The organism is Paenibacillus aurantiacus (assembly GCF_042431225.1).
In the GTDB taxonomy this organism is placed as follows: domain Bacteria; phylum Bacillota; class Bacilli; order Paenibacillales; family Paenibacillaceae; genus Paenibacillus_Z; species Paenibacillus_Z aurantiacus.
Window position 1 is genome coordinate 464,356 of record NZ_JBHMDO010000017.1, and the last position, 21,697, is coordinate 486,052.

Genomic DNA, 21,697 nt, shown 5'->3' on the forward strand with positions numbered 1-21,697 from the left:
CCTCAATCGACGCGCAGCGAGGGCGATGAGGCCGCGAAAGCCGTCCAGCCGGACAACATGGATCAGACGGAGCGCTAGACGCAAAAAGGAGAAGGACGCGCGCCTTCTCCTTTTTGCTAGCATCAGTCTGACCTGAATCGGTCTACTTAACCCGATGCTCGATCCTATTAGGGACTGATGCGCGCGACATGAGACGGGGGCAAGCGGCACGCAAAGAAGCAGACTGCCGCAGCAGTCTGCTCCCATCCCGTATAACAATTAATAAGTTTAACCGAAGATGATCCGCTCGAACTGCACCGTGCCCCGATGGACCGCAATTCGAACCTTCGATTCGCTGCTAGCAAGCAAGGCGATCTCGGCCGACCGCTGCTTGCCTTCGCCCGGTTCAAGCTCCAGCTTGCACAGCTCGCGGCCGTCCTGCGCAATCGTGATCTCCGCTGGCTCAAGCGCCCGGTAATCGAAGGCGACCGTGCTGCCCGCTATGGTGTCGTTGATGGAATAAGCCGCGAATTCGCCAGCTTGCATCTCCAGCAAGAAGCGGTCCCACAGCACGTCGAAGAAGAAGCGCTTCTCCAGCTGCTCGATCGGCGTATCCTCCACGATGCGCATCCCCGTCTTCGACCGGTAACGATACGGGTTCCCTTCCGTGCGCAGTCCGCTGTAGGCTTCCCCGCGTCCTGGCAGCTCGTCGAAATCAGTCGCGCGGACCGAACAGCCCGGCGTACGGAAGACGGCGGACGTCACATCGGCATTGTACGCGCAATTCGCCGCCTGGATGTTCGTCAAGTATTGGTCCAGAATCGCGCGCGCCAGCTCATACCCCGGATGCGGGCCGCCTTTCGTATAATCCATAATCTTGTCCCAGCCGTCCGGCAGCGGAATCGAATACGGCGAGTTTGCGCAATTCATTTTCTTCCACGGCCACAAGTTGTACCCGATGTTCAGGTCGGCTGCCAGCGGATACATCGCCGCGAACCACTCCGTTATGTTCTCGCCGGTCTCGCCCAGCCATAACGGAACGTTCAGTCGCTCCGACAGCTCGATGAACTCCGCGTAGGCGGAGATGTCCGGCAGACAAGCGTAGCGGTGAAAATGGACATGCATGTTATCGTCGTACCGCTTGTAGAAAATACTCGTATTCGTCGCCCAATGATGGCCTTCGATCGAGAGCATATGCAACGCGTCGATAGCGCGAATGGCGGCAATCGATTCCTCGTAGAATTGAATCAGCTTCGGCACGAGATAATCGACGCTCTTCTCGCCGCCGTACGTTTGCTTCAGCGGCTCGTTAAGCAGATCGTACCCGCCCACGATCCAGCGGTCCTTGTAACGCTCGGCTAACGCTTCCCACAGGCGGATGCCTTTGTCCCAGCTGTCGGCATCGGTGAACAGACGCGGCACGTCATCGATCGAGTCGTCGATGTTCGCCCCCGTCTGCCCGCCAGGCGCGCCGTGCAAGTCCAGGAACGCGTACAGCTTGAACTCTTCGCACCAATCCAGACAGCGGTCGATCAGCCGGAAGCCTTCTTCGATCCAAGCGATGCCCGGCTCGTCTTCCATTAGAAGACGCCAGTTGATCGGAATGCGAACCGAGTTGTAGCCTTGCTCCGCCATAAGGCGAATATCTTCTCTGGTCACGTAATGCTCGCGGAATTGCGCCCAGAACTGCTCGGCATACGCCGTACCCGTCAACTCGCGGATGACGGATTCGATGCGTCGCGGGCGATCGAACCGGCTCGTATGCGCGGTCCACATATAGCCTTCCGGAAGCAGCCAGTTGCCCAGCCCCCAGCCGGCTAACAGCACTTCCTCGCCGTCTTCGTTCACGATCGAACGGCCTTCCGCCCGCAGAAACCCCTTCACTCTTGCCCTGCTGAATTTCTCGTTCATCGTAGGATCACCTTTCATGCGAAAATGGGGATGTCGTGCTCGGCTCTTGTACATGCGCTTCGATTATATGACGGGGAGCGGACGGCCGTAAGTGCGGAAATTTCGGATTGGGTGCGATTATTTTGGATTGCACGAGGCGAGACGGCGATCGCCGTCGTGAATGGCCTTGCAGCGGGCTTCCTTCCGGGGAATATAGAAAGCGGACGTCATAGGAAAGGCCCCGCGAATAGATCGCGGAGCCTTTGTTAGTGGGAAGCCTATTCGATTACAGTTAACAAGCTATCGTCCAACTGCTAGGGTGCCTTACCGGAAAAGTATCGAAGAAATCTCGACCGTTTCGTCCTTCTTCGTATTGGGCTCATTGGAAATCAACAACCTTTCGGAATGACGTACTGTCATTTGCTCCTAACGGTGTTTCTTTAACCACTTCCCACTTGACTACTATTAACCCGGTCGGACGAGCTTGAAACAAGCCGTTGTGCGCGGGAACGTGAATTTTTCGTAAAACATTGCCCCAACCGTGGCTAAACCCCGATGCGCCGAACGGAATCGCGCTCCACCAGCTTCGGCTGCACGTACAAGCGAAGCATCTCCCGGCAAGGCCCCTTGAGCGACAGCAGCAGGTCGGCGGCGGCCTCGCACATGCGCTCCTTGTCCACGCGCATCGTCGTCATCGCAAGGCCCCCGTCCTCCTCGTAGCGAAGGTCATCGAAGCCGACGATCGAAATATCCTCCGGAATCCGCAGCCTGCGTGCGCGAAGCTGTCTGGCCAGCAAATAGGCGATGCGGTCGTTCCCGCAGAAGAACGCGGTCGGCAGACCGCCCATCCGGTCCAAGAAATGCTCGATGTCCCGTTCCGTATCGCCGAAGCCCGCCGAACGGACCAGCACCTTGGCCGGATCGATCGGCAGACCATGCTCCTGCATCGCGGCCCAATAGCCAAGCCAGCGCTCTTCGTGGCTTGTCGTCAAATTGGCCGGGCCAATGAACCCGATGCCGCGATGTCCGCTGCGAATTAGCGTCCGCACGGCCTCGCTTGCGCCTTCGGTGTTCGCGGACGCCACGACCGGGCAGGGAAGCTCCCGATGATACGAATCCAGCATGACGAGCGGCGTGTCAAGCTGCCAGACCAGACGCGCATACGCCTTATCCACGATGCCGAACAGAATGATTCCTTCGTACGCAATCTCCGCGCAATGACGCGGCAGCTGAAGTCCGGCTTCCATCTCGGCGTCGATCGGCGCGATGACGGCATTCCGTCCGCGCTTGCGGATGCTCTTCTCCAGCCCCCAGATCATGTCGTGGAAGAACTGGAAATGATCGTTGTCCTGATAGCTCATAATTCGCTCCGGCACCAGGACGAGCACATTGCCGCCGGTCGCGGGCTTCTCGGCATAGATGCCGTACCCGAGCTCCCTTGCCGTCTGCAGCACGCGGTACCTCATCTCGTCGCTAACGCCTTTCTTATCCTGCAGCGCCAGCGAGACGGCATTCTTCGAGATATTCAGCCGATCGGCGATATCCTGCATGGACACCTTTTTTTTGCGCGCCATTCGTCTTTTCATTCCTTCCGAACCGTGATAAACTTATCGTAATTTTACTTTACACAATTTATTTTGTCAAGTTTGTCAAGTAATAATGATGGAATTAACAGGAGGTATTGCTTGTGAAAGTTGCCATTGGCATTGACATCGGCGGCACCAAGACCGCCATCGGCCTCGTCGCGCCGGACGGTACGGTGCTCGCCAAAACTTCGCTCCCGACGGACCTGGCGCTGCCGCCATCCGTGATGGTGGACAACATTGCGGGTGCCGCCAAACGTCTCGTCGGCGAGAAGGAGCTGCTTCCGGCCGATCTTCAAGGCGTCGGCATCGGGGCGCCCGGTCCGCTCAACACGAAGCTCGGTCAAATTGCCGAACCGCCGAACCTGCGCCCATGGTGGGGATTCCCCGTCGTGGACGCGTTCAAGCGCCACTTCGACGTGCCGATCGTGCTCGAGAATGACGCCACGGCCGCAGCGCTTGCCGAGAAGCAGACGGGAGCGGCCAAAGAGGCGGACCATTTCGTCTACGTGACGATAAGCACCGGCATCGGGGCTGGAATCTACAGCCATGGCCGCCTCATTACCGGCGCGACCGGCAATGCCGGCGACATCGGACATATGGTCGTCGACCCGGCCGGCGGAGACTGCCCTTGCGGACAGCGCGGATGCTTCGAGCACATCGCCTCCGGCACAGCCGTCGCCAGAGAAGCAAGCGCCCTCCTCGGGCGGCCGGTCTCGACCAAGGAAGCGTTCGACCTGGCGCTATCCGGACAGGATGCCGCGCTCGAACAGCTTGTCCAGCGCGTATTCCGCTACATCGGCGTGGGCTGCGTGACGCTGATCAACACGTTCGATCCCGAGCTGATCGTCATCGGCGGCGGCGTCTCCCAAGTCGGCTCCCCGCTATTCGACGCCGTTAGCGGCTATATCCGGGATCACGCGCTCAATCCGTCCGGACGCAGAACACCCGTCGTCCCGGCCGCGCTGCATCAAGACGCCGGCTTGATCGGCGCCGCGGCGCTCGTTCTGACCGACTATTAATTCCCGAGAGGAGCCTATCCCGATGAATGAACCGATCTTTTTGCAATCTGTCTTCCAAGAACGAATCTGGGGCGGAACAAAGCTGAGCGACCTGTTCGGCTATGCCATTCCTAGCGAACATACCGGCGAATGCTGGGCCATCTCGGCGCATCCGAACGGCCAGAGCGTCGTGAAGGACGGACCGTATCAAGGCATGGCGCTAGGTCAATTGTGGGCTTCGCATCCCGAGCTATTCCATTCCGAGTCTCCCGTATTCCCGCTGCTCATCAAGCTGCTGGATGCCTCGGACGATCTGTCCGTCCAAGTACACCCGGACGACGTCTACGCCGGCGAGCATGAGCAAGGCGAGCTCGGCAAGACGGAATGCTGGTATATCGTGGACGCCGAGCCGGGCGCCTCGATCATCTACGGACACGAAGCCTCTTCCAAAGAAGAGCTTGCCCGTATGATTCAAGACGGTCAATGGGACGCGCTGCTCACGCGAATCCCCGTTAAGCCCGGCGACTTCTTCTACGTCCCGAGCGGCACGATCCACGCACTGGGCCGAGGCATCGTCGTGTTGGAAACCCAGCAAAGCTCCGACACGACCTACCGGGTATACGACTATGATCGCCGGGACAAAGACGGCAACCTGCGCGAGCTGCATCTGGAGAAGGCCATCGACGTCTCGACTGTTCCGCAAGCCTACGAGCCTATCGCTTACGAGACGCAGACCCGCGAAGGCATCACGATTACCTCGTTCGTGTCCAATGCGTTCTTCACCGTCGAGAAATGGGACGTAAGCGGACGCGCGCAGCTGGCTGCGCGCGAGCGTTATACCCTCGTCAGCGTCATCGCCGGCGCCGGATCGCTCCGCATCCAAGGCGGCGAATACACCCTGCGCAAAGGCGACCATCTTATTCTGCCGGCAGGCTTCGGCTCGTTCGAGCTCGATGGCGAGCTGACGCTCATCACCTCGCACGAATAGATCCTTATTCTCCCTCGCCCCTTCCCCCTCCGCCGAGGGGAACCAGAGGACTGAGCATATGCTTCCGATGTCGTTTTCCATCCAGAAAACGTTTACCTCTGGACTCCCTTTCCAGCTGTTACGTTTTTTCGCAGGTGGCGGGGTGCTTCGAGCTGGCGCGCTCTTGTCCTATCGGACAAAGCTTCATGCGTGTGGGGAGCATCTAAAAAAAAACGCCCAGCTCGTCGCATAAGGACGAGCTGGGCGTTTTTTTTAACTTCAAATAATGGATAAGTGCCTCTACCTTCTAATCGCTAGCTCTTGAGCGCCGGCATTGGCAGGAAGACCATCGCCAGCGGCAGGAAGCTGCCCGATGCCAGCGTGAATTTGATCTCGACCGATTCCTCGGCGGCGCCGGTCCGGTACAGGAAGCCGGCTTCGTTGTTGTTCAGCAGCACGGAGTTGTTCGTGACCGTGACCAGCTTGCCGTTCACGAGGAACGCGCCTGTGTACATGCCGCCGCGCGGATTGAGCGCAATGACCGTATTAGGGGCGACCCTATTGAGCTTCATCGTGTACATGACGCCGAAGTTGCCGAGGTTCAGTTCGTTCACGCCGCTGGAGTAATCGTAGCCGAACAGGTACGGGTCCAGCTTGCCGTCGCCGAACGTCATTTTGCCTGGCTGCTGGCCGAGCAGCTCGCTCGTCTCTAGCGTCCGGTTCGCGTTATTGAACGTCCCGCGGACGTGCTTGCCGTCGCGCGGCATGACGGGCAGCAGCGGCAACTCGGCTTTCGGATCCTTATCCGCGGCCACGACGACCACGTCATAGTACAGCTCCTGATCCGAGAAGATATCCGCGTAGGCCGAATAGACTTGGTTCGGCTTAATCGGATACTTGCTCAGCTCCGGCAGGATCTCGATCGTCTCGCCTGGCTTCACCGTCATCGTTTTCGGCGGCGCGCCGTTCTGGATCGACTGCAGGTAACGGACAGCCGCCAGCTTGGCGGAGTTCGCCACGTAAGTATCCGGACCGCCGTAACCGAAGGTGCTCGTGTTGACATTGACCGTCTTGGAACCCTTGTTCGTCGCCATTAAGTACATTCGCACCGGGTAGCCGACCTGGTTGACGTTGTGGAACAGGTACCGGACGTTGCCCGTCAGCTGCTCCTCGTACGCGACCCCTTCGCTAATCAACACCTCGGGGCTGTTGCTGCGGATGAGCTGCGCCGTATCCGATTGAATGTCGTACTTGATCTCCGGGTAGTTACGAATATCCGCGCCGCTGACCGCGAACTTCTCGCCGGCGCTCGAGAAGAGGAGACCGTATTCTTCCTTCGTGTAGAGCACTTCGTTCGTGACCGTAATCGTCTTCGTCACGGAGGCCGTCAGACCTTGGGTGTCCGTCACCTCGAGCGTCACGTTGTGCTCGCCTGCTTCGAAGAATGCGTCGCCCGCGGGACGGTCGATGTATTTCGCCTTGGCGATCGCGTTCCCGTCATCCGTGCTCAGGTCGGTGAAGGTGATTCGCTCGCCGATCCGGTACGAGTCCCGGTCCACCAGGAAGTTCGCCACTGGCGGCAAATTCGGCGCCTTGACCTCGATCGTGACCGTATACGGTTCGCTCCACTGGCCCGACGCGTCCTGGACTTGACGGGTAATCGTATGCGTCCCCGCCTCGGCGAAGATCTCCTCCCTGCCGGTCCACTGCTCGTTCACGAACGGTTCGCCCGACTCGTTGGCCGACCGGTCGATATACGTCACGATCGTCTCGCCCGCGATAATCTCAGCCGGCGACACCTCGAAGTTCGCCGTCGGCTTCGTGCCCCAGGCGAGGGTGATCGTCGTGCCCGTCAAGGTCAGCTTGCTGTCCGTCATGTTCGACCATGTGCGGATCGGCACCATCATGGAGCCCTTCAGCGCGAACGGCGCGAGCGGCGCGCTTACCGGCTGGCCATCCCGCGTGATCGTCTTCCGGTCCGCCTTGAAGCGGAACTCGTGCTGCTCGTTCTTCACGACGGATTCCTTCGTCTTCGCATCGAACGACACTTTATAGCCATAATGATCGGCTACCGACTTGAGCGGTATGAAGGACGTGCCGCTCTTGGCCGTTACCGGTTGAGCCGTCAACGAGGTGACGCCGTTCTTGACCATAATATTGCTGTTCAGCTGCAACGTTAATTGATTCAACGCTTCTTGCGCTCTTGCTTCCTTGGCGCCAAGGCCCCCGATCGGGGCGGCCAGCAGCGACAAACTCAGCACCCATTTCAAAGCTTTCATGTCTCGTCTCCTTCTGCTTCTGCTTCTGCTTGCGCGATCTGAAACTTCTCTCATGCTTGCCGGCGGGATGGCTGATCTCCGCCCGTTGAACCCACGCCATCTTAAACGCCAACAAACGCGAAAAAGTTTCTCTGATTTATCCAAAATTTATGAAACGCTTGATCGCTTGATAGAAGTCGGGATGCGAGTTATGGTGAATAGACGCGCTGTCGGCGATGCCGAAGCAAGCTGTTCCCCCCTTGCGGAAACGGCTAGTTCGGCTTCGGAACGGCGTTCAACGGTTCAGATGGACGCCGCAGAAGAAAGACCGACCCTCAGCAAATGAGGCGCAGCTGGAGCTCTGACTGTAGGACGAATTTTTTTGTCCGCATTGTAACGAATCGCGCCTCGACGAGTCTTATTTCCGAAGGAGGTGAGAATGTGACCCGTTTTGAGCATATTTACAATCAATATTTCAAGGACGTGTATCGATTCGTCTGGTCGATGTGCAGAGATTCCGCCACGGCCGAAGAGATCACGCAGGAGACCTTTTTTAAAGCGTTGAACCGCATCGATCAGTTTAGAGGCACGTGCCAAATTAACGTCTGGCTTTGCCAAATTGCCAAAAATACATACTTCTCATACGCAGAGAAACAAAAGCGGCATGTGCGCTACGATCCGGGAGATGATGCCAGCAAACAGAGCCTGGAAGCGATGATGGTGAACCAAGAAGCCGCTTTTCGCGTTCATCAAGCTTTACATGGACTGGACGATCCCTATAAAGAATTGTTCACGCTGCGAGTATTCGGGGAGTTGAGTTTTGCGCAGATCAGTCAACTATTCGGGCGAACGGAGAGTTGGGCCAGGGTTACATTCCACCGAGCCAAACGCAAAGTACAAGACCGTCTAAAGGAGGATTGAAACGATGAAGGGGACTCCCTGCGAAATCATTCGGGATTTGCTGCCCCTGTATGCCGACGAGGTCTGCAGCGAGGTCGGCGCGAGATGGGTAGAAGCGCATTTGGCGGAATGCCCGCGCTGCCGATCGGAGCTTGCGAACATTCAAACGGTGATCCGCTTGCCGGAAACCGACGTGATGAACAACTATAATGAGGCTGCCGGGATCAAAGAAATCGCGGTGAAATGGCGGCGTTCGAGAGTGAAAGCCCTCCTTACGGGACTGCTGGCCGCCGCCCTGCTGTTCGGGATCTATGTCGGCCTTACCCAGTGGCAGATCATGAAGGTGCCTGCGGCCAGCATACGAATCCATGAGGTGAGCCGGTTATCGGACGGTCGAATCGTCTACCAGGCTAAGGTAATCGATGGGTATGAGATCAACCGTATCCGCTATGAGATGGACGAAGAGGGGAATTTCTACTTGACGCCGCTTCGGCCTGTAATCAAACGCAAGGCGTTATCGGAGCGGCTGCAATCGATGTACGAAACGTTAGAGCACGAGAGCTACGTATATAAAGAGAACTTCGGCCAACAAGCAGAGATGACCGCAATCTATTTCAGGACGTCGGACGAGGACATTCTAATCTGGAAGAAAGGGATGGACCTGCCCGCCGCAAGCGATGCGGTCGAAGCAGAATTTCATCCAGGGAGGGATTAAACGTGGAGGTTGCGAAGCATGCCGTCAAGTATGGATTGGCGGATTTGAAGAAATGGGCGGAACGAAACCACGTGCGGCTCGTATCCAAATCGTTCTGGACATGGACATAATTCGCATAGCAGCCAGCCGTTCGCAAGAGCCAGTCCTGAGGGGCTGGCTTTTTTTCATTCGGGGGCCGCTCCGCATCCCTAGGCATGACGAATAGGCCAGCCCAGGGGGCCGACCTCCTCGTACAATTTTTGTTAGCGAACCTCCACGACATTACGACTCCCGCCGCTCATCCGATGGCCCGGGACCCTGTCGAACTCCTCGATCCTCGAACAACCGCTCGCTGATCAAGCGCAGGAACTGCCCCCATTTCGCCTGGAACTCCGGGTCTTCCGCAGCGTGGCCCGTAATCATGCGCGTCACGTTGCTGTACAGCAGCGGATAGATCGTCAGACTCGAGATCATCAACGTGATCAGGGCAGGATCCAGTTCCTTCGGCACCAAGCCCGCCTCTTGCTTGGCTTGCATATCCGCGACGTACGATTGGAGAATCGCCTTTCGCCGCTCCTCGCCGTTGCTGTTCTCCGGCACGCTGTCGATCGCTTCCCAAGCCGTGAATTTCAGAAAATCCATCAAATGCTCTAGATTAACCTTGTACCGGAAGTCCGCGATATGAGCCGGATTCTCCGGCAGGACGAAATTCCCCGAAGGCAAAGAAGTAACGAAGCTGTCGATCACTTCATTGATCAATGAATCTTTGCTTTTGAAATAATGATAGATCAACTGTTTGTTGATGCCCGCCCGTTTCGCGATCGATTCGATTCTCGCGCCCGTATAGCCCTTCTCGAAGAACTCTGCCTTCGCCGCTTGGAGTATCGTCTTCCGCGTCCGTTCCGCATTTCGTATTTCGCCCATCCATGACCCTCCAGCTAATCGTTAGCTACCATGGTAGTGTTTGCCGGCGGCGAAGTCAATTTCGTGCGGCCGGATCATCAATATAACTTGACAGTTGGTAAGTTGAGAACTATATTTATGCCATAACTTTATACTAGTAAAGTTAAATCCCGATCGAGGTGACCTCCCAAATGGCGCTCCAAGTTAGCAAAGCATTTATAAATTTGCCCGTCAAAGACTTGCGGCAATCGATGGACTTCTTCTCCCATATCGGCTTTGATTTCAATTTGCAATTCACGGACGACAAAGCCACCTGTATGGTAATCAACGAGCATACGTACGCGATGCTCCTCGTGGAGCCGTTCTTCCAATCCTTCACCTCCAAGGAGCTGTCCGATTCGCGCAGAAGCACCGAGGTCATCGTGGCGCTGGCCGCCGACAGCCGCGAGCAGGTGGACGAGCTTGCCGACAAAGCGTTGGCAGCCGGCGGCAGCCATTCGAACGACCCGCAGGATCTCGGGTTCATGTATACCCGCAGCTTCCAGGACCTGGACGGCCACCTGTGGGAAGTATTCTACATGGCCGATCCGGAATCTCACCAAGCTTAAACCGGACTCGGCGGGGATCACGAGAGGAGTAGTACGTATGAGTCAGGAAGTCGTCGATTATATGGAAGCCCTGCAAGAACCTTGGCAGAAGGAGCTGGCCGCGAATCTGAGCGATGTGATCCATCAAGCGATCCCGGACGTTCAAGAACGCCTGCAGTATAAAAAGCCGCATTTCTTGAAGAACGGGAAGTATGCCGCCGTCGTCTCCGTCTCGAAGGACGCGGTCAGCTTCACCCTCTTCAACGCGGCCGATCTGACGCTGCCGGATACGTTCGATGGCCCTCCGGAGAGAAAGACGTTAAAGCTGCGCAAGGGCGATGCATTCGATGCGGGCGCGCTTGGGTCTTGGCTGATTGAAGCTTCCGGTTCGCTTTGACAGGCAGCATCCATGCGTGGCATGCAAACAACCCGGAACGGTCCGCGTTCCGGGTTGTTAGGCTTATCGCTAGATTAAGCCGGAGGGAGGATTCACCAAGTTTAAGACCTCTCTCATATATGAAGTTATTTCCCAGCTACCTTCCAACTCTTCTTCTACCCTTGACCAATATAGGATTGTATTCATGTGTATCTCACTATCACTCATAAGTATACGCTTAATTTGTTCCCAAACTGTAAACTCCATTCCTTTCTCGCTTAATAAGTCGTCGAAGGAAGAAATTACAACGATCATCAATGCAAATTTCTCATTTCTTTCTAACTGTCCATTTTCGTAGAAAAAAAGAAACTCATCGATTCTTGATGTGTTGGCTGCTTCGTATTCCCAGTCTTGACTAAATTCATCTGGTTCAGGTAAGTCAAGTTTCTCCACAAGTTTATATATTGCTTCTCTTGTAACATATTGAGGGTGTTTGCTAATTTCCATCTTTCCTCCAAGTAAAATCCCATATAGGTGTAGACATACTAGTTAGCTTAGCACACTTAACCTCGATTCGCTCAACGCGAAGCCCGCTGCCACTGCATCCCCTAGCACTTTCAAATAATACGCCAACTATCGATCCGGATCGTTGGCTCATATTTATTCACGCTTCCCGCGGATGTCTTCTGCGCAGTTCCTCCACGTGTTGGCCCCTTCCGGTAGCGGCGAGTCGTTCGGCATAGGCGCTCAAATGCCCTTTGGCATGATACGGCCCGCCTTCCTTCATCACCGTCCAGAGCGGATCGACGTCATGCTTCATCGTCATCATCATCGCATCAAGCCAGTCTAGCAGACGATAAGCCGCTTCCCGGCATAGGTCGGGTCTGGTCTCGGCCAGGTTATGCTGCTCATAGGGATCATCCTTGATATGGAACAGCATCTCGCGATCGAACAAATGGTAGCCGTCGTGATAGGTGCGGATGTACAGCCAGTCCCCGAACCGCACGCTGCGCTGGCATACATGGGCGCATTGCGACAGGATCAAGCTCTCGCGCCCCGTATCCTCGCCGGCTAGAATAGAGTCCGCGTAGCTGCGGCCGTCCCAGCTTGCCGGCGCCTGCAGCCCCATCAGCTCCGCCATGGTCGGGGGCAGGTCGAGATGGTAGTGCAGCCCGTCGTCCACATGCCCTACCTTGCCGCCCCCCCGGCCAGCGGATGATCATCGGAATCCGGCACGTGCCCTGATCCGCCGTCCCGTGCTCCCCGTAGATGCCGAGCTCGCCCATATTCTCGCCGTGATCGGCCGTCACGATAACGACCGTATCCCCCAGAATGCCTTTCCTCGCCATGACGTCCAGCAGCAGACCGATATTGTCGTCCATATGCCGGATGCCGCAGTCGTACCCGTCGATCATGCGCCGCAGATCGTCGCGGTCCTTCAGCTCGCCGGGATGGCGCGGATAGTCGGGCGACGTCCGGCTGTCGTACATATTAATCTCGCGCGCGCCGTGCGGCCCTACTTTCTCCCGATGCGCCGCGAACACTTCATCCGTAATCCAGCTTGGCAGCGGATCGTCCCGGAACGGGTTGCCGAACGCCTCCGGCGCTCGGTACGGCGTATGCGGATCCCAGTAGTTCACGTAGAGCATCCAGTTGTCCTGCTCCGCATGGCGCTCCAGCCAGTCGAGCACGACCGGCGTCACCTCCTCGGCCGATTCCATGCCGCCCTTGCCGGTGTTATGAATTTCGTTGAAGCCCGCATAGAACGTCCAGGCGGCGTGACGCTCGCCGAACGGGCTGATCAGCGCCGTCTTCATGCCGGCCTTGCGGAAGAGCGAAGGGAAGCAATCGCCGGCCAGCCGGCTTCGGAAGTCGCGCGATTCGCCTTCATGGCGCACGTCCGCCGCGGTTCCTCCGTGGCCGACGACGCTGTTATGAATGCCGAATTGGCCGGTCATCAGCGCCGTCCGTGAAGGAAAGCACGGCGCATCGGACGTGTAGTAATTGTTGAAGCGGACGCCCTCGGCCGCGATTCGATCGATATTGGGGGAGGTGTTCCGGTGATACCCGTAGCAGCCCAGGTGGTCCGGCCGCGTCGAATCCAGATCAAGCAGCAGCACTCTCATCGTTCGGTCTCCTTTGATAGAAGTATTCGCCATTCCCTGTTCATCCCTGCTTGCGTTGTCGCGTCAGCGTTACGTCCAGTATAGGCACGGGTTCGTTGGACCGTCGATGTACAGCATCCCGAATAGGTGTACGATTCAACACCAATTTCATCTCCTTACGCACCGCTGGCTACCTCCGCACCCCGGTCGTTGCTATAATAAAATCGACAAGAACTACGCGCCAGGAGGTGTGTTCATGCTGACGATCCATGCTGTACATTTCGACGATTTCATCCCGAACTGGCGCACGCATGCCGAGGTGATCGGCTACAATGTGCTCGTGCTTGTCCTGGAGGGCCGCGTCTGTTACCGGATCGGAGCTCGGGAGCACGTCGGCGAGCCGGGCGACCTCCTCTTCATCCCGCGCGGCACCCGGCGCGCCGGAGACAACCATGTCTCGGGGCCGCATCGGAAATATACGGTTCTATTCAACGATGAGGAAGATCCCATGTCGTTCATCCCGTTCCTGCGCGATCGACAATGGATTCGGCACAAGCCCCGGAAGCTGGCTTATATCCAGCGGCGATTCGAGCGATTGCACGAGGAATGGCGGCTGGACGATCCGCTTAGCGCCTTCGCCGGCTTGGGCATTCTGCGGGAGTTGATCAGCCTCATCGCCCGAGATCTCGAGCGTCCGGAGGTGCCGCCGATCAAGACGAGGTATGCCGAAGCGATGCAGCGCTATCTGCGCGAGCGCTACCGCGAGCCGGTCGCAACCCGGGATCTCGCCCGGCTGATCGGGCGGTCGCCGAATTACGCCATCGCCGTCTTCCGCGAGGTCACGGGCCAGACGCCGATCGCCTACATGCATCAACTGCGCGTTGCGGAAGCATGCCGGCTGCTGCTCAATTCCGACATGACCATTGCGAGCATTGCCGACTATTTGGGCTATTACGATCCGTCCTATTTCTTCCGCGTCTTCAAGAAGCACGCCTCGATGACGCCGAGCGATTATGTTGCGGACGGGAACCGCGGTCAGGCGCGCTTGCGATAGACGGGATCTTCCATCCTCTCATTGATGGCCGAAACTCCAAGGTGGTAACATATGGGTATGACTACGCCTATCCTAACTGCCAAATTGATCATTCCGCCATGCCGGCCTCATACCGTTCTTCGTCAACGGTTGATCGAGAAGCTTCAACACGGCTTGCATCGCAAACTGACCCTCATCTCCGCGCCCGCCGGTTATGGCAAAACGACCTTGATCGGCGAGTGGATCGCCGATTGCGGACGCCCTGCCGCATGGCTGTCGCTTGAGGAAGGAGACGACGAATTGACGCGCTTCTTAACGTGCGTCATCTCCTCCCTGCAGACGCTTGCGGAGAAGATCGGGGAAGGCGCGCTTGCGCTGCTTCAATCTCCTGAGCCGCCGCCTATGGAGTCGATTCTAGCGGCGCTTCTTCAGGAGGCCGCCGCTATCGCGCCTTTCCTCCTCGTCCTTGACGATTATCACGCGGCGAAATCCAAGCCCGTCGACGAGGCCGTTGCCTTCCTGCTTGACCATCTTCCCGCGCAACTCCACCTGGTGATGATCACCCGCGAGGACCCGCTTATTCCTTTGCCCCGGTTACGGGTTCGAGACCAGCTGACCGAGATACGCGCAACCGATCTGAGATTTACTTCCGCCGAAGTCGAAGGATTTCTAAACGGAGTGCTGAGACTTAACCTGCCCGCGAACCAAATAGACGCGTTGGCCTCGCGCACCGAAGGCTGGATTGCCGGCTTGCAGCTGGCCGCGCTCTCTATACAGGGCGATCAGGGGAGCGATCGGTTCATGCAGTCGATTGCAGGCAGCCATCATTTCGTGCTGGATTATTTGGTGGAAGAGGTGCTGCAGCGGCAGCCGGAAGCCGTTCAGACCTTTTTGGTGCGGACCTCCGTCTTAGGCCGCCTGTGCGGCTCGCTTTGCGATGCTATGCTGCTTGACCCTGAGATGTCAGGCGATCAGCGGCTGCTGGAGCTTGAACGGCAGAACTTGTTCCTCATTCCGTTGGACCATGAACGGCGGTGGTACCGCTACCATCATCTGTTTGCCGAATCGTTGCAGAGACGGCTGCAGGATAGTCTGGACGGACGCGGCATCGCGGAATTGCATGAACGAGCAAGCGCGTGGTATGAACAGCACGGCCTCGAGATCGAAGCGTTCCGCCATGCCGTAGAATCGGCTGATCGAGAGCGCGCCGCACGACTGCTTGAAGGGAACGGAATGCCGCTGCATCTTCGCGGGGCAGCAGGTATCTCGCTGAAATGGCTGGCGTCATTGCCAGCCGCGGAACTGGACGCCAGACCTGCGCTGTGGGTGATGTATGGTTCCGCGCTGCTGATTACGGGGAAGCCGACGCACGTCGAACATAAGCTGCTTGCGGCAGAGGCAGCGCTGGAAGGCGCCTTGCAGGACGATCGTATTCGAAGCTTGATCGGAATAATCGCCGCGACTCGGGCGGCAGTCGCCTCCTTGGCGATGGCGGCCAAACCCAATGGAGCCATTCGATCTCTCCAGGCCGCCGAAGCGACCATGCAGCTGACGGAGCCGGACGATAAGTCCGATGAGCTGATCAAGCTGATTGCTCCTGGCAAAGAGGCTTGGGCGGACCAAGACCGCGATATCGAACGCGTTGTGACCCAATCCAGACGCGCGCTGGAATATCTGCTGCCAGATCAACTCGCTGTTCGAACGTCTGCCGCTTGGATGCTGGGCGTCGCGTGCCAACGCCGGGGAGACTATGCCGGGGCTCGCAAGGCCTACCACGAAGTCATTTCGTACAGCGACATGATGGGCCACAAGCTAATGGCGGTCATGTCGCTCATCGGACTGGGTCAAATCGAGGAAACGGATCGTGCGCCAAGCGCGGCGGAGGCATATTACGAGGAGGCGCTTCGGCTCGCAGGCGATCTGCCGCTTCCGGCTCTTCGAGAAGCGCAAGCGGGTCTCGCGCGCCTACGGACGACGCTCCAATCCAAGACGAACGGCCGCCTGATCGAGCCGCTCAGCCATCGCGAGCTCGAGGTGCTCGCGCTCATCGCCAAGGGACTTTCCAACCGGGATATCAGCGAGCGGCTCTTCTTGGCCTTGGATACGGTCAAAGGGCATAACCGACGAATATTCGAGAAACTCCAGGTGCAGCGACGCACGGAAGCGATCGCGCGCGCTCAGGAACTGAACTTGCTCCCCGCCTCCCCTAAACCACACTAAAGTGTCTACTGGCCGCTGTGCTCCCTTAGCTATAATCCTTATAACATGAACCAAGGGGAGATAAGCATGAGCCGGATGGCAAGGGTGGCAGGGGTAATGTTTTTGGTGTCGACGGCGTCCTACTTGATCGGGAGCGGGATGCTGAATGCCGTTCTAGAGCGGCCCGAATTTCTCGCCGGATTGGATGCGGACAGAACAGACCTCGTCGCAGGCTTGTTATTGGAGTTGGTCAATGCGATCGCGGTCGCGGGGATTGGAATGCTGCTCTACCCGATGCTCAGACAACATAACGAGGCGTTGGCGCTGGGCTACTTCGGAGCCCGGATTATCGAGGCTTCGATTCTCATCATTAGTTTGGCCGGTCCGCTCGTTCTCATCGCGCTCGGCGAAGATTATGCCGCGGCGGAAGGAGCGAATCGTTCTTACCTCCGAGCGATCGCCCAAGCGGCGGTAGATGCGCATTTCATGCTCTTCGAACTGGCGATGACCGTGCTGAGCCTGGGCAGCTTGTTGCTGTGTTACGTTCTCTTCCGCTCGAAGCTGGTTCCGCGAGTGTTGTCCCTGATCGGCTTCATCGGGTATGCGGGGTTGTTAGCCAGCAGCTGTCTGGCGATCGCCGGTCGTGACATCGGTGCCGTCCTGTATATTCCAGGAGCAATATTCGAGATTCTCTTCCCGCTCTGGCTCATAGTGAAGGGAGCTAATCCCCGTACGGAGAAATCCTGATGATCGGCTCGCGTTAAGCGCAAATAGCTCAATCATGACGCGAAGGCAGCCGCTCTACGGAACGGCTGCCTTCGTATTGTCATCAGCGTTTGGGAGTACCCGTGTCTCAGGTTCACCACCAGGGTATCGCATCCTGCGCACGTCCCTCTGCTACTGCTTATTCCCCACGACGGTCCGCCGCGACGCGGAACCCGATGTTCCCCGTCGAGCTGTCGGGCGTGTTGGAGCTGCGGGCCGCCACCCGGTAGCGATTGCAATACGAACGATGGCACAAATACGAGCCGCCCCGCATCGAACGCTTCCCGGTCTGCTCGGTATATTGCGGATTGACCGTGTCGGTCAGCCGATGATAGCCGGGGGTGAACCAATCCGCGCACCACTCCCAGACGTTGCCCGACAGGTTGTACAAGCCATACCCATTCGGCTCGTAGGCATCGACCGGAGCCGTGCCGACGTAACCGTCACTCGCGTTGTTCTTCACGGGGAACTTCCCCTGCCAAATGTTGCACCGATGCCGGCCATCCGGCTTCAGCTCATCGCCCCATGGATACGTTCGACCCGTCAATCCGCCTCTTGCGGCATATTCCCATTCCGCTTCCGTCAGCAGCCGCGTGCCCGACCAGGCGCAGTACGCCGCGGCGTCATTCCACGAGACATGGACGACCGGGTGGTCCAGCCGATCTGCAATGGATGAATCCGGACCTTCCGGCTTCGCCCAATACGCGCCATCGACGACGAGCCACCACGGCACCTGCTGCGGCACATTCTTGACGCGCGCGCGAGTCTCCTCCGAGGCCAGCAGATGAAAGACGAACGACCAGCCGAACCGCTCCGCCTCGGTCACGTACCCCGTGGCTTCGACGAATGCCCCGAACTGCCGGTTCGTCACCGCGTAAGGCGAAATCCCGAACGGGTCGATGCGCACCTTCCGCACCGGTCCCTCCCCATCGGCTGGAAAACCGTCCGCGGCTGCCGTTCCCATATAGAACTCCCCGCCTTCCAGCCAGACGAATTCGTCAAGCTCGGCGCGGCCAGCCGCCTGCGTCAATTCGGGCTGATTCTCGCCAGCCTCAGGCGGCATGGCTTGTTCCCGACTGGCTGAACAACAAGATTGCGTTGATTTCAACATCCTCGTCCCTCTCCTTCGTAAGTGCTGCTCTATGGGTTGTAGTATAGCGGAATTCATAGCAATAGAGAATATACGCGGCCACCCCGAATTCGAATGCGGTACTTGATCCGGCACCCGATTCCGAGCAGATGAACGGCTATTTGCTCGCCACCACCGGTCTCCGCGCAGGCAGCCGCAGCGTCAGTATGACCATGAGGACGCTCAGTGCGGCGCAAGCCCAAGCCATGCCATGCAGCTGCGGCGTCGAGATGGCCTTCCCGAATAAAGCGGCCAGCAGGCTGGAGGACAAGATGGTGCCGATGAAGCGGCTTGTCATGAACAAGCCCGATGCAATGCCCGTCTCCTCCTTTTTCACGAAGTCGTAGAGGATCGTCTGCATGCCCAGATTATTAAAGCCGTTCGCGATGCCCAGCACGCACAGCACCAGGAAGATCACGGCCGCAGGCGTGCCATCCCGAATGAGTAAGAGCATCAGCGAACCGACCACGGCCGTTAGCGTCCCAACGATCAGCGATGGCTTGGAGCCGCTCCGGTCGATCCACCGGCTGACGAGCGGGGTCACCAGCACGCTGAAGCCGGCAATGGACAGCATGACGAGCCCCGTCTGCTGCGGGTCCAGCTTCTGCACTTGTTGAAGATAGGAAGGAATGCCGAACATGATGGAATAGAAGCAGATGTTGGTCAAAATGAACTGCACATAGATTAGCGTAACGTTGACGTTATTCCGCAAGAACGCCACATCGATGAACGGCGCTCGCCGGCCACGCTCATACCGGTAGAACCAGATCGACAGTCCGGCGCCGAGCGCGAGCATCCACAAGTTCGCTCCTTCCGCCACGGAAAGGAAGAACAGCAGCCACACGAAGATCGTGGCCGAGAACAGGCCGACGCCCGGCCAGTCCATGTCGGATAGACGCCCGCTCTGCTGCGTATCGCGGGGAAACACCTTCCAAGCGATCAGGAAGGAGCCGACGATGAACGGGAAATTGCATAGGAAAATAAGCGGCCAATCCCCGTAATGCAGCAGCATGCCGCCGAGCGAAGGGCCGAACGCGGCCGACGTGCTGGAGAAGATCGACATCGCGCCCAGCGCCTTGGCCTGGCCCGACGTAATTTGGCTGCGGATAATGCCCATCCCGGAAGGGAACAAGGCCGAGCTGCCGAACGCCTGAATGATGCGAAACCCGATCAGCCAGCCGAAGCTTGGCGACAAGGGAGCCAGGCAAGAGGCAACCGTCACGAGCGTAAGCCCCAGCATGAACACCCGCTTGCGTCCGAACATGTCGCTCCACTTGCCCATGATCGGCTGGCCGATCGCGCTGGCCAAATAATACGTCGAGATGAGCCATGACACCTCGCCGAAGGTCAGCCGGAAGTCCTCCTGAAGCCGAGCCAACGCGACCGAAATCATCGTCGTATTGAGCGGATTCAGCAGCGTCCCAAGCGCAACGGCGGTAATAAGGAGCAGTTCTCGCCTTGTTAATCCATTACGAACTGTCGTCATTCCTCACCTCTTCTTCTGCATCCACATGTGGTAAGTACACCTCTTGGAATAGTATATATTATTTCTAGTATACCGCAACGCGCGTCCCGCACCTACTCCCCTTTCCTCCGCTGGCCTCGATAGGCGCTCGGCGAGATGCCGCTCCGCTGCTTGAACATTTTGCTAGAATGATACTCTTCCAAATACCCGCATAGCCTCGCGACCTCCCCGGCAAGCAAAAACTCCTGCCTCGTCACAGGCAGGAGTTTTCCTATTTAACGCTATTGCGCCGAACCCAGCTGAATCCACGCTTGCTGAATTTCTTCGACCGCTTGGTCTTTCGTCTTCGACTTGCCGATGTAGGCTTGCATGATTTCACCGAATTTCTGGTGGAACGTATCGAGCGAGTAGTTGACGGACAGGTCTCCGGACTTCTCGGTCTTGAGCATCTCGTCCATTTGCTTGGGCATGTCGAGCTCCGGCAGCGGCGCGTCCTTGATCGGCGGGATAACCTTCGCCACCGTGGAGAACCAGCTCTTCCCGTAGTCGGACGTGTAGAGCCAGTTGAAGAATTCGATCGTCTCTTTGGCTACGGCCGAATCCTTGTTAATGCGAAGCGCTTGGTCCGCGCCGGTAATGATCTGCGCTTGCTCGGCTTTGTCGCTGACCGGATAGCCCATGATGCCAAGCTCGAAGTCCGGCGTGATTTTCTTGATCGCTTCTTCGTCCCATGCGCCTTTGCCCGTCAAGATCGCGGCTTTGCCGGAAGCGAAATCGCTCACTTGGGCGTTGCTGTCGCGCTCGAGCGGCTTCGGCGTGCCGTGCGCCACCGTCGTGTCGATGAAGCTGAAGAAGTTATTGTAGAGCAGCGGATGATCCTGGAATTTGGTCTCCCCGGCGATGAACGCCTTCACGAGATCCTGCGCGCTCTGTCCCGCATCCTGCGCGGCTGCATCCACGAAGTGCTGGAAGATGTGCTTCCACACCCACCACTCTTTGTACGCGTTCGCGAACGGCGTGACGCCTTTCGCTTCGAGCTTCGCGATCGCGTCCTCCAGCTCGGCGGTCGTCTTCGGCGGCGCCGCGATGCCTGCGCCTTCGAACAGCTTCTTGTTGTAGATCAAGGTGAACAGATTGCCCTTCACCGGCAAGCCGAGCACTTTGCCGTCCGTGGACGTCATGTTCGCGCGCACTGCATCGGTCATCGCCGCAGCCAGCGGTTCGTTCGTCAAGTCCGCGCTGTATTCGGCGAACGTATCAATATCCCCGCCTGCCGTCGTCTGGAACACGTCCGGCGTGCTGCCGGCCGCGATTTTGGATTTCAGCACCGTATTATAGTCGGCCTGCATGATCTCCAAGTTGATCGTCACGTTCGGTTTCACTTTCTTGTATTCTTCGATGTAAGCGTTGAAGGCTTGCGTATATTCCGGCGATGCGGTGAACATATTGATCGTCACCGGCTTGGTAGCATCGGCTGCTTCCCCGGCATTCGTCCCCGCGTTCGCGTTCGTGCCGGCCGCGTTGCCGTTATTGTTGCCGCCGCATGCGGATAGCAACGTCATCGTCATGGCCAAGCTTAATGACAGTGCCATCATCTTGTTCTTCATGTCTACGCCCCACTTTCGTTATCGGTTGAACCTTTCGATGCCTATTCTATAGAAAGCGGCGCGCGACCGAAATGCACATAAGTGAAGTGTTAAGGGTAAAAAAGTGTTCTCTCCCGGTGCCGCCTCCCCCTTCCCCCTCCAGGTTAAGAAGGGCTCCGCCCCTTTGACCCCGTTTTTGTTGCTCCCTCCCCCTTCCCCCTCCGCCGCAATGCTGTCAGGTTAAGAAGGGCTCCGCCCCTTTGACCCCGCTTTTGTT

The 21,697-nt window shown here is 57.8% G+C and carries 17 protein-coding genes and 1 pseudogene; 9 read left to right on the plus strand and 9 right to left on the minus strand.

The genetic code is table 11. The annotated features are described in order from the left end of the window. Positions 1-267 precede the first annotated feature (267 nt). Entirely contained in the window at positions 268-1,890 is a 1,623-nt protein-coding gene (locus ACFFSY_RS10805) for a glycoside hydrolase family 5 protein (RefSeq protein WP_377493635.1), read from the minus strand. A gap of 524 nt (positions 1,891-2,414) precedes the next feature. Next, positions 2,415-3,443 (minus strand): LacI family DNA-binding transcriptional regulator, encoded by a 1,029-nt coding sequence (locus tag ACFFSY_RS10810; RefSeq protein ID WP_377493637.1) that lies wholly within the window; start codon positions 3,441-3,443, stop codon positions 2,415-2,417. Between the two features lie 113 nt (positions 3,444-3,556). On the opposite strand from ACFFSY_RS10810, the gene ACFFSY_RS10815 reads away from it, so the two are divergent. Further along, positions 3,557-4,474: an ROK family protein gene (locus ACFFSY_RS10815; RefSeq protein ID WP_377493639.1), complete on the plus strand. Its 918-nt coding sequence runs from the start codon at positions 3,557-3,559 to the stop codon at positions 4,472-4,474. A gap of 22 nt (positions 4,475-4,496) precedes the next feature. After that, entirely contained in the window at positions 4,497-5,441 is a 945-nt protein-coding gene (manA, locus tag ACFFSY_RS10820) for a mannose-6-phosphate isomerase, class I (RefSeq protein WP_377493641.1), read from the plus strand. 293 nt (positions 5,442-5,734) lie between these two features. On the opposite strand, the gene ACFFSY_RS10825 is transcribed toward manA, so the two are convergent. Next, positions 5,735-7,699, minus strand: coding sequence for a stalk domain-containing protein (locus ACFFSY_RS10825; RefSeq protein ID WP_377493643.1), 1,965 nt, complete (start codon positions 7,697-7,699; stop codon positions 5,735-5,737). Positions 7,700-8,119: 420 nt separating this feature from the next. Between ACFFSY_RS10825 and ACFFSY_RS10830 the strand changes: the two genes are divergently transcribed. Then, positions 8,120-8,599, plus strand: a complete 480-nt coding sequence (locus ACFFSY_RS10830; protein ID WP_377493644.1) for an RNA polymerase sigma factor — start codon at positions 8,120-8,122, stop codon at positions 8,597-8,599. Between the two features lie 4 nt (positions 8,600-8,603). After that, positions 8,604-9,293 carry a zf-HC2 domain-containing protein gene (locus ACFFSY_RS10835; RefSeq protein ID WP_377493646.1) on the plus strand — a complete coding sequence of 230 codons (690 nt, stop codon included), beginning with the start codon at positions 8,604-8,606 and terminating at the stop codon, positions 9,291-9,293. 261 nt (positions 9,294-9,554) lie between these two features. Here the strand turns inward: ACFFSY_RS10835 and ACFFSY_RS10840 are convergent, their stop codons facing one another. Further along, positions 9,555-10,196, minus strand: coding sequence for a TetR/AcrR family transcriptional regulator (locus ACFFSY_RS10840; protein ID WP_377493648.1), 642 nt, complete (start codon positions 10,194-10,196; stop codon positions 9,555-9,557). Positions 10,197-10,366: 170 nt separating this feature from the next. Between ACFFSY_RS10840 and ACFFSY_RS10845 the strand changes: the two genes are divergently transcribed. Together ACFFSY_RS10845 and ACFFSY_RS10850 are read left to right on the plus strand one after the other, a co-directional pair. Further along, a complete protein-coding gene (locus ACFFSY_RS10845) occupies positions 10,367-10,783 on the plus strand; it encodes a VOC family protein (protein WP_377493650.1) in 417 nt (138 codons plus the stop codon). Between the two features lie 37 nt (positions 10,784-10,820). After that, complete coding sequence (locus tag ACFFSY_RS10850) at positions 10,821-11,159, plus strand: DUF1801 domain-containing protein (protein ID WP_377493652.1); 339 nt, start codon at positions 10,821-10,823, stop codon at positions 11,157-11,159. A 69-nt stretch (positions 11,160-11,228) separates the two neighbouring features. Here the strand turns inward: ACFFSY_RS10850 and ACFFSY_RS10855 are convergent, their stop codons facing one another. Continuing rightward, positions 11,229-11,645 carry a hypothetical protein gene (locus ACFFSY_RS10855; RefSeq protein ID WP_377493654.1) on the minus strand — a complete coding sequence of 139 codons (417 nt, stop codon included), beginning with the start codon at positions 11,643-11,645 and terminating at the stop codon, positions 11,229-11,231. Between the two features lie 157 nt (positions 11,646-11,802). Next, positions 11,803-13,264: pseudogene (locus ACFFSY_RS10860) on the minus strand (sulfatase family protein). A gap of 235 nt (positions 13,265-13,499) precedes the next feature. Here ACFFSY_RS10860 and ACFFSY_RS10865 point away from each other — a divergent pair. From ACFFSY_RS10865 to ACFFSY_RS10875, 3 genes are all read left to right on the plus strand, one after another. Continuing rightward, on the plus strand, positions 13,500-14,297 hold the full coding sequence (locus tag ACFFSY_RS10865; protein WP_377493656.1) for a helix-turn-helix domain-containing protein: 798 nt from the start codon (positions 13,500-13,502) through the stop codon (positions 14,295-14,297). 57 nt (positions 14,298-14,354) lie between these two features. Further along, positions 14,355-16,496: a winged helix-turn-helix domain-containing protein gene (locus ACFFSY_RS10870; RefSeq protein WP_377493658.1), complete on the plus strand. Its 2,142-nt coding sequence runs from the start codon at positions 14,355-14,357 to the stop codon at positions 16,494-16,496. Positions 16,497-16,592: 96 nt separating this feature from the next. Further along, the gene (locus tag ACFFSY_RS10875; protein ID WP_377493660.1) at positions 16,593-17,222 is read left to right on the plus strand and encodes a DUF4386 domain-containing protein; all 630 of its coding nucleotides are present in this window, start codon (positions 16,593-16,595) and stop codon (positions 17,220-17,222) included. Between the two features lie 157 nt (positions 17,223-17,379). Here ACFFSY_RS10875 and ACFFSY_RS10880 read toward each other — a convergent pair whose 3' ends face one another. The 3 genes from ACFFSY_RS10880 to ACFFSY_RS10890 all read right to left on the minus strand — a co-directional run bounded on the left by ACFFSY_RS10880 (position 17,380) and on the right by ACFFSY_RS10890 (position 21,441). After that, on the minus strand, positions 17,380-18,348 hold the full coding sequence (locus ACFFSY_RS10880) for a formylglycine-generating enzyme family protein (protein WP_446686130.1): 969 nt from the start codon (positions 18,346-18,348) through the stop codon (positions 17,380-17,382). A 139-nt stretch (positions 18,349-18,487) separates the two neighbouring features. Next, positions 18,488-19,855: an MFS transporter gene (locus ACFFSY_RS10885; RefSeq protein ID WP_377493664.1), complete on the minus strand. Its 1,368-nt coding sequence runs from the start codon at positions 19,853-19,855 to the stop codon at positions 18,488-18,490. 260 nt (positions 19,856-20,115) lie between these two features. After that, positions 20,116-21,441, minus strand: a complete 1,326-nt coding sequence (locus ACFFSY_RS10890) for an ABC transporter substrate-binding protein (protein ID WP_377493666.1) — start codon at positions 21,439-21,441, stop codon at positions 20,116-20,118. Between the last annotated feature and the right edge of the window lie 256 nt (positions 21,442-21,697).